Source organism: Methanosarcina barkeri MS (assembly GCF_000970025.1).
Lineage (GTDB): Archaea > Halobacteriota > Methanosarcinia > Methanosarcinales > Methanosarcinaceae > Methanosarcina > Methanosarcina barkeri.
In genome coordinates, this window is record NZ_CP009528.1 from 2372498 (window position 1) to 2389484 (window position 16987).

Genomic DNA, 16987 nt, shown 5'->3' on the forward strand with positions numbered 1-16987 from the left:
TTCGTGACCCTCTGCGCTCCCATAGTAATAAAGTTTAAAAGAAGAGCATACAAAGGCAAGCAAAAACAGGACGAGATGATTGTACGTCTTGTTGCAGTCTATAATGACGAGGATGAAAAGTACCATATTTATATCACAAATATTCAGAAAGATATTTTGAATGCAAAAGACATTGCAAACCTATATGGAGCAAGATGGGACATAGAACTGTTGTTTAAGGAATTGAAAAGCAAATATGCGCTGGACGTTCTTGAAACAAAGAATGTGCAGGTAATTGAAGCTCTAATCTGGACAGCAATATTGACACTAATCGTTAGCAGAAGAATTTATTCTCTTGTAAGAAACTCAATAACTTATCCTGAAAAAATGGCTAGATATACACAGTTACGTTGGAGTACAATATTTGCAGAGAATGCATCGGATTTGTTGACAGTAATTCTGCATAGATGTGGAATTCAAAGAACTTTTGAAACGATAATGAGCGTATATGAAAGTCAAGCATTAGATCCTCATGTAAACAGAGAAAGGTTTAGAGATGAATGGTTGGAGTAATAAATGAAAAATTGGATTCAAAAAAAGTAACAGAAGAAGGAAATAAATCCTTAACCGATGACCAATGGAAATTCTTCAAATTTTTTATCTGATTATTTGCTGACCTTTTCTATTGCTATGTCTAAACTTATATACTTTAATTTATATTTTCTTATAAGTAATTTATAATACTTGCAGCCTGCCAGATCTTCAATCTGCCGACAGGCTCATATAAAGCGCGCTTTAAGGTAAAGTCATAGGTGTACTGCCATAACTTTATCATAGCCGGGGGTTTAACCGAATGGATGTATCTAATCTGGATAAAGATAAAGGAGATCACATTTCTGGAATTGACAGAGGTAAGATTGTAATGTATGGGCTTAGCACCTGTGTATGGTGTAAAAGGACAAAGAAACTGCTTACCGATCTTGGTGTGGACTTCGATTTTATATACGTGGATAGACTTAAAGGAGAAGAAGAAAATCAGGCTGTTGAGGAAGTAAGACACTTCAACCCTTCAACCTCTTTCCCGACAACTGTTATAAATGGAGAAAAAGCGATCGTAGGTTTTAAAGAAAAAGAAATCCGTGAAGCTCTTGGATTTTAAGGATAAATTAGACTAAGACTAAAAGAAAAGGTTTTTGAGAAAGTTTTCTCAATTTTTTTGTTTTTAATAAAACTTTTTCTCAAAAAGTTTTTGTTTAAGGGGGAATTGGGCTGAAAGAAGAGGAAGCCACTGAAGAAGGAATAACCAAAGAACTAGTGGACAAAGTCTACAGGCGTTTGAATGACCAGGTCGAAAAGTCGGGGTATCACCTCAACCCTGACGTTGAGTTCACAAAAGATCTTGTATGGGGGCTGCTCGCGAATGAACAGCGGTACGGCTACTGGTCCTGTCCATGCCGGCTTTCTGCCAACAACCTGGAAGAAGACCTGGATATTGTCTGTCCCTGCTACTATAGAGACCCCGACCTGAATGATTATGGAGCCTGTTACTGTGCACTTTACGTTTCGGACGAGGTTATCCGGGGAGAAAGAAAAGTAGAATCGATTCCTGAAAGGCGCCCTCCGAAAGAGCAAAGGGACGCCGAAAGAGCAGAAGAAAAGAAAAGAGCCGAGATGATGGAAACTACGGAATTTACAGGGAAACTTTCAAAACCGGTGTGGAGATGTAAGGTTTGCGGATATCTCTGTGCCATGGACGAACCGCCTGGCGTCTGTCCTATCTGTAAAGCGAAAAAGGAAAGATTTGAACGATTTATATAAGTTTTTTCATATAGTTTTCTTTTTTTCAATGAGCTGATACCAGAACTCAAAATTACTTTTCTGACTCCCGGACCCCGAATAATCAATCGATTTCTGATCGTGAAAATAATTTTGAAATTTTACTAATTTTGAAAGGCAGTGTGCCTAATCTTCTGTAAATTTTACTCTATACCCCTGATTCTTCTTTTTTGATTACTGCTCCATTACTATATACCTGTTTCCTGTAATCCAGTCTTCATTAATGTCTATCAGTATTGAGACTACCAGTCTCAATACTGATTCCTGGTTCGAAAATGCTCCCACAACTCTGCTTCTTCTTTTTATTTCCTTGTTAGTTCTCTCCATCATATTTGTTGTCCTTATTCTTCTCCAATGACTCTGTGGAAACTGCATGTAGTTCATTACATCATACTGAAAATGTTCAAGAGTATCAGCTGCACTTTTATATCCCATATTCTCCAGTTCCCTTATCAAATCCTGTAACTTCTGACGGTCTACCAATGCTTCTTTTATTTTTTTGATACTTCTTTCTGTTTCTTTTTTGGAACCTTTTTTAGAACTTGTCTTATCAGATGAACATGACACGTCTGCCAGCTTGATCCAATAAAGGATTCTCTTACTGCTTTTTGTATTCCTTTATGGCCATCAGAAACAACTAACTTGACGCCTCTTAACCCTCTTTCTTTAAGATCTTCGAATAGATCTTCCCAGAATAGAGAGTCTTCACTGTCTGCCAATCTTACTCCAAGAATCCACGTAAACCGTCATCTCTGATTCCAGCAACTACAAAAAGAGCTTTATTTTCATAATGGAGTCCATCTCTTATTTTAAGATAAGTCGCATCAACAAAAAGGTAAGGAATTTCATGTTCTATTGGCTTTGAGAGAAATTCTTCAACTTTCTCATCAAGGTCTTTAGTAATTCTGGAAACAGAAGAGGTCGAGATTCCCTCTACTCCTAAAGCAGTCATGACCTTTTCCACCCGTCGGGTGGAAACACCTTGAAGGTAAGATTCCGCTACAGTAGCTAATATAGACTTTTCAACCCTGGAATATTTTTCAAATACCTGAGTTTCAAAAGGGAATTCACGGAACTGAGGCTTTAATAATTCAAGTTCTCCATATTTGGTAAGGAGAGTGTGGGGTTTGTAGCCGTTTCTACTGGCTTTTCGTGAATCAGTACGCTCATAACGTTGTGCATAAGATTGGAAGAGGGCTTCCTCCTCCATGACAAGATTTAAAAACCAGGTAATTAACTGGCGAATTCCATCTTCCTGATCGACTAGATAATCTTTTATGAATGAGAATACATTAATCATTGACTCTACATCCTATTTTTTGTGATGAAGAAAAGGGATATAGAGTCAATCATATTTTACAGAACTTTCGCTACACTGCCCATTAACAGCAGAAACATGGATTGCAGATTTCCCTTCAGTTCTTTTTGAAAAAGTAGATTTGAAAACCATTAAAAAACGTGAAGTAGGTAAAAGAGGAAGACCTCTGAAAAATGAGAAATTAAAGACATATTATAAGATTGATGGGACTATAAAGGTTAATGATGCTTTTGTTTTAAAAGAAATGGAAAAAATGGGACTTTTCATTCTTGTAAGTAATGATATCAGTCTTTCTCCTGAAGAGATGCTGAAGTATTACAAAGGACAGGATAGAGTAGAAAAAGGATTTCGATTTTTGAAAAGTGATACCTTTAGCGTATCGAAGGGTACCTCAAGAATAAATCAAGAATTGAAGCATTAACAATGATAATGGTTCTATGCTTAATGATTTATTCTATTGCAGAATGGAAATTAAGGACAAAATTAGAAGAAAAAAATGAAACAGTTCCGGATCAGAAAGGAAAACCAACAAAAAGACCAACAATGAGATGGATATTTTTCAAGTTTCAGGGAATTACAGAACTTATAACGCAGAAAAAGGGGAAAACAAAGTCAGAAATACTGAATATGGAAGAAATTCACTGGAAAATATTGAGTATCATGGGAGAGGAATATGAAAATATATATATCTAGTTGCGTTAACCTGTCGAATATAGGATTTTTGGATAGGGCAATGTTTAAAAAATGGTTGTGTATTGCCATTGCACTGACGTACAAAAAATTCGAGATACCTGTATTCCAGCAATAGAACTCTTTTTCAGCAACTATTATTAGGTATTTTAAGTCATTTTTGTAGGTGAACTCATGGTACAAAACCGTTGGAAAAAATTACACAGTGGGCTTTTCTTAAAGCCCTTTCTTGTGTAGGTAGGTATTCGGGATAAATCTCATTATCAAGATATAAATTTAGTGATAAGAATCTTCTATAAACTTTATTCCCGCATACTGAATCATCTTTTTATACTGCCTTTCTGGTGAAGTCAAGATATAAATTCAATGATCAGAATCTTCTATAAACTTTATTCCTGCATACTGAAAGTAATTGTCGGCCAGCCTGCAAAAGTCAGGGTATCCGTGACTCTCTGCGCTCTCATAGTAATAAATATTATCAAAAATTATTTATTATCAAAAATTATTTATTATCAAAAATTATTTATTATCAAAAATTATTTATTATCAAAAATTATTTATTATCAAAAATTATTTATTATCAAAAATTATTTACTTTTTTTAAAACCTATTACGATAAAATGTTAAAAGTCTATAATTACTAATAGTGGTGTTTTTATTCCTTCCAGCCGCCTTATCAGAGAAATTCCTCAAAACCTGCTTTACCTTTTGAATAGGCTTCATGCCATCCTGAAGGTACGGGCGCTTTTTCATAAAGATTTTTCCTCTGAGCCTCAAGAAGCTCCGGGGTCTTTCCCATAAACTCTGCAGCACAGAGTACCCGGCTTTCAATCATTCCAGCCAGTTCTTTTAACCAGCTGTATCCTTCAAAAGACCTGAGTAGATGGTGGTCCAGAATCAGGGTATCAACATGTCTGGCCAGAAGGAGAGCATTTTCTGAAGCCTCTTTTCCTGCTTCAGGAACGCGGTGCGAAAGATAAAGAGGAGGGCCTGAGGCAAAAACAATTGTGGGTTCCCAGTCAAGCACTTTGAGAACTGATTTCCTGTCCAGAAGCTGGATGTCAGAACTATGGACAAAAACCTCATCACCCTCACAGATCCGGGTCATCATTACGGTCCCAAAACCTTTTTCCCCGGTTCCATGAGGGACAGGAGAAGAAAACTCCATATTGCCAGACTTCACACCTTCCGAAGCCGGAAGAGGAAAACCTAGAAAATCCAAAAGTTCACGCCTCCGCTTTGAAGACAAGCCTGAGATTTTTTCCGGACCTTTACACCAGAAGTTTATCCCGTCAAGCGAAGGGAGAGCTTCCATCGGCAGCTGATACGGATCTTCAGCCCTCATCGGCATGTGGTCACCGTGAAAATGGCTGATAACAACATCTGTAGCCTGCCCAAATGCAGAAAGAACTTTTTCTCTTATCCTGAAAGCAGCAGCAACCTCTATTGGGTGGGGAAGCAGGCCTGAACGTAAGCGTGCAAGCGCAACTCCGGGATCGATCAGGATCGTTCTATCGTCCGTCTTTACAACGCAGGCAAGGGATCTTGCCCCAAAGGACTCACACCCAAGTATTTCTATCTGCACATTTTACTCCTTTACCCAAGTTTTTATCTGCACATTTACTCCTTTACTCAAGTATTTCTATCTGTACATTTTACTCCTTTCCAGAAAGGTATTCTCTGGAAAACATCTGTACTGTCAGAACGAAGTAGGAAAGCAAGAGGGGACCTATAACGATTCCTAACAGTCCGAAAAGAGATACTCCTATAACAACTCCAAGCAGAGACAGAAACGGATGGATTTCTCCAACTCTTTTCTGGATAATGGGCCTGAGGAAATTGTCAATAACACTTATAAAAATCCCAGCTGCAAGTATAGCGATCGCTGCAGTATAGTCCTTCTGGAAAAACTGGACAATAATTGCAGGAACCCAGACTAAAGGCGCTCCGACAACAGGCAAAAAGGATAGAATTGCTGCAATGAAGCCCCAGAGGAAAGCTCCCTGGATACTAAAGATAACAAATACTATAGTTAGAATTCCACCCTGGACAAGAGCAACTGCCCCGCTGGCGATAAGAGTCGTCCGAACCATTCTCCGGAACTCATCCAGAAGAGTGGCTGTATTTTCTTCATTGAAAGGAACTGCAACAGAGACCTGGCGCATAAAATCCGAATCCTCTTCAGTAAAGAGGTAGTAAAGCAGAAAGTACATTATCAATAGCCCGATGGACTGATGGCTTATACTCTGGATTGACCCCACAATGAACAGGCTTGTGTAATTAACGGCCTGTGAAGCAAGTTCCATTGCTTTTTCTTCAATTTTGGACTGGAATACATTTATAGGAATATTCAGCCTTAAGAGAGAATCAGTTAAAAAGTGACCTCCAGCTTCAATAGACGCGAGAATGGATGCCTGATTAACTAAAAGCTGTTCGATTTCGTCGATGATTGTATTCAAAAGAAAGTAAAGAGGAACCAGTACAACAAAAATAGAAATTATTATTACAAGTATGGCTGCGAATTGCTTCCGAATCTTTAGTTTTCTTATGAGAAAATGGTATAAAGAACGAAATATAACGAAAAGGATCAAAGCTCCAAAAATATAATTTAAATAAGGAAGTGTGGCATAAGCGATAAGCACAGTCAGAACAACAATTATGAGAAGGGCCAGAGCCATCTTTACAACTTTTTTCATCAAACCTAATTGGCTTTCTATTATTAAAATATAAGTATGACTGTTTCAAATCAACCGTTGACCCGCAATTATTGCGCCGGTTTATCACAAACCGTTGCGCCGGTTTATCACGCCGATAGGGTTCGGGGATAAGGTACTCAAATTCAAATGTTGCCAGGAGTTTTCGATCAACCGTTGCGCCGGTTTATCACGCTGATAGGGTTTGGTGATAAGATTCTGGTTTTCGTCATTTCCTATGGACAAGATGATTTTCAATTTAAGACTGCATTGGTTTTTATGAGGACATTGTGAAGATACCCACACAAAACAACGAAGAGCCAAGACCCTCAAACCCAAACGTTGCTAGGGTTTTTGGTCAAGATTTTATTCAAAAGGCTTGTTGTACCGCTTGACCACGTCGACCGCGTCGTTGCTGTGGTTTTCGCTTAAGCCTTATTTGAAAAAGCTTGCGAGAAAGACGTTTTTTGAAAAGGCTTGCAGGAAAGTAGTTTTTTGAAAAGGCTTATGTTAAAAGTCTGTTATCAGGGTTTGCTTTTCATCCCTTTCGCGGAGTTTGGTGACTCCTATGCCTACTAACCTGAGCTTTCGATTCCCTATAAATTCGGAGAGAAGCTGTATGGCTGTCCTTTTGATCACAAAGATGTCCGAAGTCCAGATTGGGATGGTTTTTGAGCGTGTATAGGTAGAGAAATCCTCGAAACGCACAGTGAGGACTACGGTTTTGAAAAGAAGCCTGTTTTTAAGAAGAGAACTATGTACACTTTCAGCGAGCAGGTCAAGAGACCCGGTAATTTTTACAGGGTCACTGGTGTCTTCAGCAAAAGTTCCATGCCTGCTAATTGATTTTACACTTTCCTTTTCCCTAACTTCCCTAAAATCAAGCCCGTTTGCCAATTGCTTCATGCGAAGTCCAATTTTTCCGAACTTTCCAGAAAGAAGCTGTACATCACAGTTTGCAAGTTCTTCTACCCTGTTTAAGCCCATTGACTTCAGTGTATCAGCCGTTTTTTCCCCTATTCCTGGAATTTTTGAGACCGGCAGCGGAAAAAGAAATTCTCTTACATCTTCGGGCCTGACAATGGTAAGCCCATCAGGCTTCTGGAAATCAGATGCGATTTTTGCGATTAATTTGTTAGGACCGACTCCGACTGAACAGGTAATTCCTTCCTGCTTCTGTACCTCGTCCTTGATCCTGAGGGCGTAAAGGGCGGCATCTTTAAAATTTGTGATCTCGGGTCCTGGCACAAGATAGGCTTCATCCACACTGACTTGCTGAAACCTGTCTGCAAATCCCTTCAAAAGTTCCATTATTTTTGCCGAAACGCCCACGTAGAGTTTCATGTTTACAGGCAAAAAAACCGCATCCGGACAGAGCCTGTAAGCCTGTGATATGGGCATTGCGGAGTGAATTCCGTATTTCCGCGCTTCATACGAGCAGGTGCTCACAACTCCTCTTCCCGAACCTCCTTTCGGGTCAGAGCCCACAACTACAGGCATTCCTTTCAATTCCGGTCTCTCTCTGACCTCAACCGACGCAAAGAAACTGTCCATATCCGCGTGGAAGGTAATTCGCCTTTCAGGAGGATTTATTTTCAAACTGGAAACAGGCATTATTCTCAGATAGGAAATAATATAAAAAAGGATTGAGGAAGTCGAGTGAAAGTATTAACCTGTTGTTTTTATTTCAGCGCCATCAGGAATATTGAAAACAAATTCAGAATCTGGAATTCCTGAATTAACCTTAAGGTCCCATATTTCAACTTTTGCTGTCAGGTTTCCGCTACTATCATACATCTCGTACTTAAGAGGCATCCATGTTTCTTTATCTACCCAGACTTTCGTGTAGTATTGTGCAGCACTTTTTCCGGTTTCTTTAGGATTTGTATTCAGCAGATACGTTTCCCTATTGTCAAGCTTCTCAACTCCAAGTAAGGAGACATTCGTATCATTGAGGATAATTCCTATAGCCGGCTATTAGCAAAATATTTTCTATCTGAGCCAGCTCCAGGACGATTTGCGGGATTTCAAAGCGCATGGCTGCGGGGGAGCCAAGGAGTTCTTCATAGAATTTGAGGGATGAGTCGAGGTCGTTTACATAGAGACGGGAGAGGGTTTGAAGGATTTTCATAGTTACCTAAATAACTGTTATGTTAAATTAGTTATTAGGTAAGATTGAACTTGAATATAAATCCTTCAAAAAATTTCCCAATTTAGTTCACTCTTTAAACCCTTTTCGAAATCCTTCTCGAAATCTTTAAGGCTTTTCTCTATCAATCCTGGAGTTAGTTCAAAATTTTGTGGAGATTGCAATTCAATCTCGATTTCACTTCCTTTTAAACTCTTAAGACACGGAGAAACCAAGAAAAAGAAGAGTAACATAAATAAGAATACGTATTGCGTTGTGTTATCCTTCCAGTCAATAAATGATAATCCAAATATGGAAAATAATAAAAATAAAAATGTAATCTTTCTTCTAAAACTGTGGCAAGGTGACTCTAGCCACCACTTTGGTATCGAAGTGTCTATTTTGTGATTCCAAATGTCTTCAAGTAACTGTTTTGCAGAGTTAGTTACCTTAGGTTCAAAATTGAGTTTTCTACAATTCGTGAATTCATCCTTTGCTGAAAAATAATCTTTGAGCTTATAATAGAAGCAACCTAAAAAATAACTATTATATGATTCAATCCTTAACGTATTATATCTCAAGAGTTCAGAAGTTACTTTTGCTAATAATTTAATTGAAATATTTGAATTACGTTTCATTGGTCATCGGTTAAGGATTTATTTCCTTCTTCTGTTACTCTTTTTGAATCCAATTTTTCATTTATTACTCAAACCATTCATCTCTAAACCTTTCTCTGTTTACATGAGGATCTAATGCTTGACTTTCATATACGCTCATTATCGTTTCAAAAGTTCTTTGAATTCCACATCTATGCAGAATTACTGTCAATAAATCTGATGCATTCTCTGCAAATATTGTACTCCAACGTAACTGCGTATATCTAGCCATTTTTTCAGGATGAGTTGTTGATTTTCTTACAAGAGAATATATTCTTCTGCTAACGATTAGTGTCAATATTGCTGTCCAGATTCGAGCTTCAATTACCTGCACATTCTTTGTTTCAAGAACGTCCAGCGAGTATTTGCTTTTCAATTCCTTAAACAACAGTTCTATGTCCCATCTTGCCTCATATAAGTTTGCAATGTCTTTTGCATTCAAAATATCTTTCTGAATATTTGTGATGTAAATGTGGTATTTTTCATCCTCATCGTTATATACGGCAACAAGACGTACATTTATCTCGTCCTGTTTTTGCTTGCCTTTATACTCTCTTCTTTTGAATTCTATTTTTACAACTGCATCAATATCTTTTCCAGAAAGTTGCTTAATACATTCACTAACAGGTTTTCCAGCGAACTCTTTGCTTTTTGTCTTAGAAAGTCCCTCTTCAATAGAAACAAGAATAGGGTCTATATTCTTCCTAATCCTTGAGACAAAATATCCCCCATTTTCTTCAACTCTTGCAAACATTTGAGTTTTGTAGAAACCAAGATCAACAAGGAGAATACGGTCTTTGATCCAGGGACCTATTTTTAATGTCTTTATTTCAGCTGTTTTTTCAGAGTACAGAGCAACGGTTCTAGGTCCGTTAGCAACTGCACTTACCATAACTCCAACTTTTACTCCTGCAGCTACTGTTCTTGATCTTGCTGCAGGAAACTTGTCTGCTAACGAGGAATGGAGACGAACAATTGTGCTGTCCTGAATGACAACATCTTGGAAGGTTTCGAGTTTCTTGCTAAGTTTCCTACCAGGTTCTTTTGCAAGCTCTCCCATGCCATGAATTACACACTGGTGAAGAAACTCAACAAGTTCTGGAGTGAAACGATAGTACCAGCTGCTATCGCTTATGGTTTTTTGTGACTCAGTTTCATATTCGCGTTTCAAACTGGCAAGTGTACGCTGTAAGCGTACACCAAAACTGAGAGTTAAAACCCAAAAGATAATGACAGGGTCAATTTTACGTTCACGTACTATAAGACCAGTTTCTTTGGCAGTTTGCCTTAACCACTCTTCGGGAAACATTTCCCGAAGAGAGTCTTCAAGAGTAAGTGGGGGACAAGGAGACATAGATACAGAGATATTTATATTACTAATATAAAAAACACATACAAGAGAGGGAATTTAATGCTTAACCGATGACGCATGAATTACGTTTACGTTTAACTAAAAAGGATTGTGTGCTCATCAACAACTTTTTTCTCATTTTCTCGTATCTTTTTAAGTTTAAACACTCAGTTGTACCGTTTAAAGAAATATATGTGCTCGTTTTTGCGAGATCTTTTATGGAAGTACTTATTTTTTCGAGATCTCTTATGCATGAAAGAATTAAATCTTGATACTTTTTATCGTTGAGATCAAAGCTAACTTCTGCTTTGAGGTATTTGGCATAAACTTCCCATATTAAGATTAATGGACTACCAGTACTCAATGAAATTGCTTCTTTAAAATAATGGATAGCAGTATCATACTTTTGTTTTTCAAGTTCAACTCTTCCTTTTAAAAACAAAGTGGAATCATTTATAGTATCTTTAAATAAAACATCATCTAATGTTGAACTAGCATTTTTTAAGTCACCAATATCCAGATAAAGTTCTGTCAAGTTATTATATGCAGGAATGAAGTCGCAATCAAAAGAAATTGATTTCTTAAACGACTCTATAGCGATATCAAATTGCTTAAGACTTAAAAGAACTAGACCTTTTCCATTCCATGCGAAGCTGGAAATTGGGTCAAACTTTAAAGAATCTTTAAAAAGATTCAAGGCTTCTTCAAGTTTTCCAATACTATAATAAACAGTAGCTTTACCAGATAACGCAAAAGCTGATTTTGAATCAAGCTTTATTGACTCGTTAAAAGCCTCTACAGATTCATCAAATTTCCCCAAACTTGCAAAAGCAACACCTTTCCCATTCAACGAAAAAGTAAGCTCTTTATTATCTGGTTTTTCTTTGATTGCATTCTTACTGAGTGCAGTTTTGTAAGCTTCAATAGCATCAGTATATTTCTGAAGGTTTAATAAAACAAGGCCTCTGCCATTCCATGAAAAAGCATTATCTTGGTCAATATTAATTGATTTATCAAAAGCATCTAAGGCTTCATCATATCTTTTTAGATTACGGAGTACAAGACCTTTGGTATTCCACGCTTTAGTTAATTTTGAATCGATTTCAATAGATTTATTTAATGTACTTAAGATTTCAATAGATTCATTTAATGTGCTTAAGGCATCATCACATCTTTTTAGATTCCAAAGAGCAAGACCTTTACCAATCAATGCAAGAGCTTTTTGTTCATTTTCTAAGGAGTTAGAGCATGTTTCGAGAGTGTCTAGGGCTGTGTCATAGTTATTTAAGGCTTCCTCATATTTTCCCATATGACGTAATTCATCAGCTGTTTTGATCAGCTCTTCAACATCCATAAAGGTCTCCTTTTATGTAAGAACTAGCAAGTCATAGCAATTGGACAGATCTTATATAATTAGTTAAAATCACAATCTAATATAAAAACATGTTTAAATTAAATAAAAAGATTAAAAATACAGATATAATTTTATATCTTATCAAACTGACTACAGTGCTTGAATACGTGAAAAAGCCTCATCATAGAAAGTAAAAGGTTAAAAAAATGTTAATCCTCGATTACCCTTACGTCTCCAAATTACTAAAAAATACTGCTGCAGAATTACAGATTCCTGTTTTAAAAAATGAAATGGCAGCCGGACTGAAGACTGAAAAAAAGCTAAACCTTCTTGAAGAAGATGAATTTATCAAATTAATAAAAGAAAAAGGTGAATGTGCCCTTTATTCCAATTCCGAAAACTCAATTGGCTGGATTTCGGAAAATCTTGGATTTACAGGGCTGCCTGAGAAAATCGAGCTCTTCAAAAACAAAGTTAAGTTCAGAGAGCTGCTGGAAAGGCTCTACCCGGAATTATATTTTAAGAGTGTTAAATTTGAAGAACTGGACAAAATCCGGGTTGAAGAAATCAAAAAACCGTTCATTATAAAGCCTGCCGTGGGATTTTTCAGCCTTGGGGTTCATAAGGTTTCCACCAACGAAGAATGGGATTCGGTCCTGAAGTCTATAAAGGCTGAGGTTGAAGAGATCAAAAAGCTCTATCCGGAGCAGGTCCTGAATATGGAGAATTTCATTATCGAAGGAAATATCGAAGGGGAAGAGTTTGCAGTTGACGCTTATTTCAACCGCGAAGGAAAGCCGGTAGTCCTCGATATCTTTAAACATATCTTTTCTTCGGAAAACGATGTCAGTGACAGGGTATATTTTACTTCGAAAAAGATTATAGAAACCTACAGGGAAGCCATTGAAGATCTTTTAAAGGAAATCGGAAATCTGGCCGGGCTCAGGAATTTTCCCCTTCATCTGGAACTTCGAATATCGCAGGACAGGCGGATCCAGCCTATTGAACTGAACCCGATGCGCTTTGCCGGCCTGTGCGTTACTGATATTGCATATTTTGCATATGGGATTAACACTTACAGGTATTTTCTGGAACAGCTTGAGCCGGACTGGAATAAAATTCTTGCAGACAAAGAAGGAAAAAGCTTCTGCTTTATTATGCTGAACAAATCGGAAGACCTCAATTTGAAGGACGTAAAAGCTTTTGATTACGAAAAACTGCTTTCAGACTTTGAAAAGCCTCTTGAACTCAGAAAAGCGGATTACGAAACACGCGGCTACTTCGGGTACATGTTTACCGAAACCAGAGACAGTAGCTGGAGCGAGATTGAAAGGATTCTGAAATCGGACTTGAGGGAATATATCACTTTCAAAGAAGCAGCGTCTGCAAGTTCTGTGCTCAAAAATAATGTTCAAAAATAATGTTCAAAAATAATGTTCAAAAATAATGTTCAAAAATAATGTTCAAAAATAATGTTCAAAAATAATGTTCAAAAATAATGTTCAAAAATAATGTTCAAAAATAATGTTCAAAAATAATGTTCAAAAATAATGTTCAAAAATAATGTTCAAAAATAATGTTCAAAAATAATGTTCAAAAATAATGTTCAAAAATAATGTTCAAAAATAATGTTCAAAAATAAAGATCATTAAAGAAGTAGCTATAAATTTGCCCATTCTAAATAGCGAAGAGTCTTGATTTTTAACCTATCATTTTTATGAAGGTTCATTCACTGATCCATGTTTCTGCTTCAAGAAGCTCTTCATTCTTATAGGTTCTCACCGGAAAAGGAACAATAAACTTAAAGATTTCAACGGCAACATTCATCCAGTCCACGTCTGAAACAACTGCAATCTTTTCAAAGTCTGTAATGTTCAGTATGCCAACTTTGGCATCTTCCAGCATGGCATTAAGGGTAAACCACTCGAGTTCCTTATCCATGTGATAAAGAATACGAACCTTACCATACTTCTTGATTTTGTCCTCAACAGCAGGAATTAATACATTTTTGTAGTCATCCCCAGTTACTTCTCCACTTACATTGACTGCTACGACATTTCCCGGCAAACCCTGCATGATCTCTATCATTTAACTCCCCCTTTAGTATACAAGAACTGTAGCGCCCCACAAGATATTCAAATGGCTTTTCCTGCAAATTGCTATCCGATAGCAATTCAATATAATTTTCTTAGCCTTATGCCATTAGAGTTTTGAGTTTTTAAGTTGAGTTTTTAAGTTGAGTTTTTGAGTTGAGTTTTTAGTTTGAGTTTTTAGTTTGAGTTTTTAGTTTGAGTTTTTAGTTTGAGTTTTTAGTTTGAGTTTTTGAGTTGAGTTTTTAGTTTGAGTTTTTAGTTTGAGTTTTTAGTTTGAGTTTTTGAGTTGAGTTTTTAGTTTGAGTTTTTAGTTTGAGTTTTTAGTTTGAGTTTTTAGTTTGAGTTTTTAGTTTGAGTTTTTAGTTTGAGTTTTTAGTTTGAGTTTTTAATTTATTAATTTGAATGAATATAAACTTTGACTCGGACCATTATATTCATATCATATTCAAAAGATTTATCATGAAAAATAAATAGGATTTATGCGGTTGAACTGAGAAAACAATGGTATCATAACCAGGAAATAATTGAAAGAAGATAAATAAAAATCAATAGAAACAAATCGATAATTATAATTAAAGCTGTAGATCGAAACATATGACCTGCAAGATAAGATCAAAGGTTTGAAAATCCATGCGGATATTAGGCTGGTTTGATATATCCGTCATTCAAGGATTTAAATCAAAAAATTACCTTATTGTAAGGAGATTAGAGCGAATATGAAACCTGCACAGAATTCCAGAAGATCTTTTCATCTTTCCCTCTTTCAGGGAATATTACCCCTCAAATCCAAACAAATACCCCTGGAAATTATCGCAGGGATAACATTCGCAGCGTTTGCCATCCCCGAAGTTATGGGATACACTAAAATTGCAGGCATGCCTGTAGTTACTGGAATCTACACAATCCTGTTTCCAATGTTAGCTTTTGCCATTTTTGGTTCATCTCGCCATCTTGTCGTTGGCGCCGATTCCGCAACCGCGGCAATTATAGCAAGTGGACTAACAACGATAGCCGTGCCGGGATCTTCACAATATGTCGCATATGCAAGCGCAATCGCTCTACTCGTAGCAATCTTGCTTTTCCTTGGAGGTTTGTTCCAACTTGGTTTTCTCGCTGACTTCCTCTCCTACACGGTTTTGATAGGATTTCTCACAGGTGCTGGTATCTACATCTCTATATCACAGATTAGCGGGATGCTTGGGATACCTTCAGAACCAGATGGAACATCTGTGCAGATCATCTCTTTAGTAAGAAACCTCTTTCTTACAAATACTCCCACACTCCTGGTCTCATTATCCGTAATTGGGGTTATTGTTCTTGGCGAAAAGCTCAGCCACAAATTTCCAGGTTCACTAATAGCGATTATTGGTGCAATTGCTGCAAGCCGGATATTAGACCTTTCCTCTTATGGGATTAGCGTCCTTGGCACAGTACCACAAGGTCTGCCACAAATTTCTTTTCCTCAAATCCCGCTTTCAAATTTCCCAGAGATCTTTAACATATCCATTTCTTGTTTTGTTATTATCCTTGCCCAGAGTGCTGCAACATCTCGTGCTTATGCCATTAAGTTTTCCGACACTTTTAATGAAAATACGGATCTCATTGGATTGAGCCTTGCTAACGCAGCAGCAGGGATATCAGGGACTTTCGTTGTCAACGGCAGTCCAACCAAGACTGAAATGATCAAAAATGCCGGAGGTCGGACACAGCTTACTCAGCTCACAACGGTCTTCACTGTTATATTAGTACTGTTGTTCTTTACCGGACCATTCGCCTATTTACCCACAGCTGTACTTTCGTCTATGGTATTCCTTATTGGTTTGCATCTTATCGATATCGAAGGAATGACCGCCCTTCACAAACAGCGGCCTGTAGAGTTTGCTGTTGCCTTGATAACGGCTATAACGGTAGTAGTTATAGGTGTCGAGCAGGGAATCCTTATAGCTATTGTACTCTCGATCATTGCTCACCTGCGACATAGTTACAGGCCACTGAACCTTCTGCTTGTTCCAAAGGCAGGAGGGGCAATGAAGACATTTCCACTAGAAAGTGGACAGCAAGCTGTTGAAGGACTGTTAATCTACCGTTTTGGTTCAAACCTCTACTTTGCTAACGAAGGCCGCTTCGCGGAAGAAATAATAGATCTTGCCATAAAAAATGGTTCACTTAAATGGTTTTGCATTTCTGCCACAAACATTGGAGATATCGATTTCACTTCTGCAGAGACGCTCAAAAAAGTGTATACACAACTGCAAAAACTGGAAATTACTCTTGTATTAAGTGAAGTAGTACAGCCTGTGATGAATGAGCTGGATCGAGACGGCATAACTCAAATGATTGGTAAAGACCATATCTTTGAGTCAGTTCAGGATGTTATAGAGGCATATAAAAAATCAACAGATGGTTCGTTACGCTAGATCTACAGATAATTTTTCACACTAATTTTAAAACTTCAACTTTTTTCAGTGCCCGGAATTTCTGCGCTGTTTTCTTCTCCGGCTCCGGCAATTTCCTGAGAAGAAGGCAGGAACGTATCGACTGCTCTATACCAGCTTCTACTTATATACATTTGAGTTCCTGAATTTCGAACTCAAGAGGCTCACAGTACATATTCATCATAACATGTATATCTTCTTCGTCTCCGGGTTCTCCCATGGTAAAAGAAAGGGCTCTTGCACGAGGGTCGTCCCAGCCTGGACTGTAGAGCTTGCACCCGTGCCAGGAAATATCTTTTAGCCCACGTTCGTTTTCTTTGCCTGTAAAATATGCCAGATTATAAAAGATTACTGCTTAGTTATAACAGATTATTGCTTAAACAGATTATTGCTTAAACAGATTATTGCTTAAACAGATTATTGCTTAAACAGATTATTGCTTAAACAAATTATT

General features: G+C 37.4%; 13 protein-coding genes and 3 pseudogenes. 6 read left to right on the forward strand and 10 right to left on the reverse strand.

The genetic code is table 11. From position 1 onward, the window contains the following. Window positions 1-15: 15 nt before the first annotated feature. From MSBRM_RS09640 to MSBRM_RS09650, 3 genes and pseudogenes are all read left to right on the forward strand, one after another. Window positions 16-552 (forward strand): annotated as a pseudogene (locus MSBRM_RS09640) (transposase); the annotation flags it as partial. 280 nt (window positions 553-832) lie between these two features. Further along, window positions 833-1138, forward strand: coding sequence for a glutaredoxin family protein (locus tag MSBRM_RS09645; RefSeq protein ID WP_048117418.1), 306 nt, complete (start codon window positions 833-835; stop codon window positions 1136-1138). Between the two features lie 155 nt (window positions 1139-1293). After that, the gene (locus MSBRM_RS09650) at window positions 1294-1797 is read left to right on the forward strand and encodes a ferredoxin-thioredoxin reductase catalytic domain-containing protein (protein ID WP_230629145.1); all 504 of its coding nucleotides are present in this window, start codon (window positions 1294-1296) and stop codon (window positions 1795-1797) included. A gap of 192 nt (window positions 1798-1989) precedes the next feature. Here MSBRM_RS09650 and MSBRM_RS09655 read toward each other — a convergent pair. Further along, window positions 1990-3164: pseudogene (locus tag MSBRM_RS09655) on the reverse strand (IS256 family transposase). A 39-nt stretch (window positions 3165-3203) separates the two neighbouring features. Between MSBRM_RS09655 and MSBRM_RS09660 the strand changes: the two are divergent. After that, a pseudogene (locus MSBRM_RS09660) lies at window positions 3204-3826 on the forward strand (IS1634 family transposase); the annotation flags it as partial. Between the two features lie 673 nt (window positions 3827-4499). Here the strand turns inward: MSBRM_RS09660 and MSBRM_RS09665 are convergent. From MSBRM_RS09665 to MSBRM_RS09695, 8 genes are all read right to left on the reverse strand, one after another. Next, entirely contained in the window at window positions 4500-5408 is a 909-nt protein-coding gene (locus MSBRM_RS09665; RefSeq protein WP_048117412.1) for an MBL fold metallo-hydrolase, read from the reverse strand. 70 nt (window positions 5409-5478) lie between these two features. After that, window positions 5479-6519: an AI-2E family transporter gene (locus MSBRM_RS09670; protein ID WP_048117410.1), complete on the reverse strand. Its 1041-nt coding sequence runs from the start codon at window positions 6517-6519 to the stop codon at window positions 5479-5481. A 507-nt stretch (window positions 6520-7026) separates the two neighbouring features. Beyond that, a complete protein-coding gene (gene dinB, locus MSBRM_RS09675; RefSeq protein ID WP_176722167.1) occupies window positions 7027-8130 on the reverse strand; it encodes a DNA polymerase IV in 1104 nt (367 codons plus the stop codon). 54 nt (window positions 8131-8184) lie between these two features. Beyond that, window positions 8185-8484 carry an outer membrane lipoprotein-sorting protein gene (locus tag MSBRM_RS19490; RefSeq protein ID WP_080943698.1) on the reverse strand — a complete coding sequence of 100 codons (300 nt, stop codon included), beginning with the start codon at window positions 8482-8484 and terminating at the stop codon, window positions 8185-8187. Continuing rightward, the gene (locus MSBRM_RS09680) at window positions 8465-8647 is read right to left on the reverse strand and encodes a VOC family protein (RefSeq protein ID WP_176722166.1); all 183 of its coding nucleotides are present in this window, start codon (window positions 8645-8647) and stop codon (window positions 8465-8467) included. The genes MSBRM_RS19490 and MSBRM_RS09680 overlap by 20 nt, the downstream gene beginning before the upstream one ends. 65 nt (window positions 8648-8712) lie before the next feature. Then, window positions 8713-9282, reverse strand: coding sequence for a hypothetical protein (locus tag MSBRM_RS09685; RefSeq protein WP_048155520.1), 570 nt, complete (start codon window positions 9280-9282; stop codon window positions 8713-8715). 64 nt (window positions 9283-9346) lie between these two features. Continuing rightward, a complete protein-coding gene (locus tag MSBRM_RS09690) occupies window positions 9347-10654 on the reverse strand; it encodes an IS4 family transposase (protein ID WP_048155523.1) in 1308 nt (435 codons plus the stop codon). A 61-nt stretch (window positions 10655-10715) separates the two neighbouring features. Next, window positions 10716-12005 carry a tetratricopeptide repeat protein gene (locus MSBRM_RS09695; protein ID WP_048155526.1) on the reverse strand — a complete coding sequence of 430 codons (1290 nt, stop codon included), beginning with the start codon at window positions 12003-12005 and terminating at the stop codon, window positions 10716-10718. A gap of 206 nt (window positions 12006-12211) precedes the next feature. On the opposite strand from MSBRM_RS09695, the gene MSBRM_RS09700 reads away from it, so the two are divergent. Further along, window positions 12212-13426, forward strand: coding sequence for an ATP-grasp domain-containing protein (locus MSBRM_RS09700; RefSeq protein WP_048155527.1), 1215 nt, complete (start codon window positions 12212-12214; stop codon window positions 13424-13426). 304 nt (window positions 13427-13730) lie between these two features. Here MSBRM_RS09700 and MSBRM_RS09705 read toward each other — a convergent pair whose 3' ends face one another. After that, the gene (locus MSBRM_RS09705; RefSeq protein WP_048117404.1) at window positions 13731-14093 is read right to left on the reverse strand and encodes a SpoIIAA family protein; all 363 of its coding nucleotides are present in this window, start codon (window positions 14091-14093) and stop codon (window positions 13731-13733) included. Window positions 14094-14814: 721 nt separating this feature from the next. Here MSBRM_RS09705 and MSBRM_RS09710 point away from each other — a divergent pair. Next, a complete protein-coding gene (locus tag MSBRM_RS09710) occupies window positions 14815-16515 on the forward strand; it encodes a SulP family inorganic anion transporter (RefSeq protein ID WP_048117402.1) in 1701 nt (566 codons plus the stop codon). The last annotated feature ends 472 nt before the right edge of the window (window positions 16516-16987 follow it).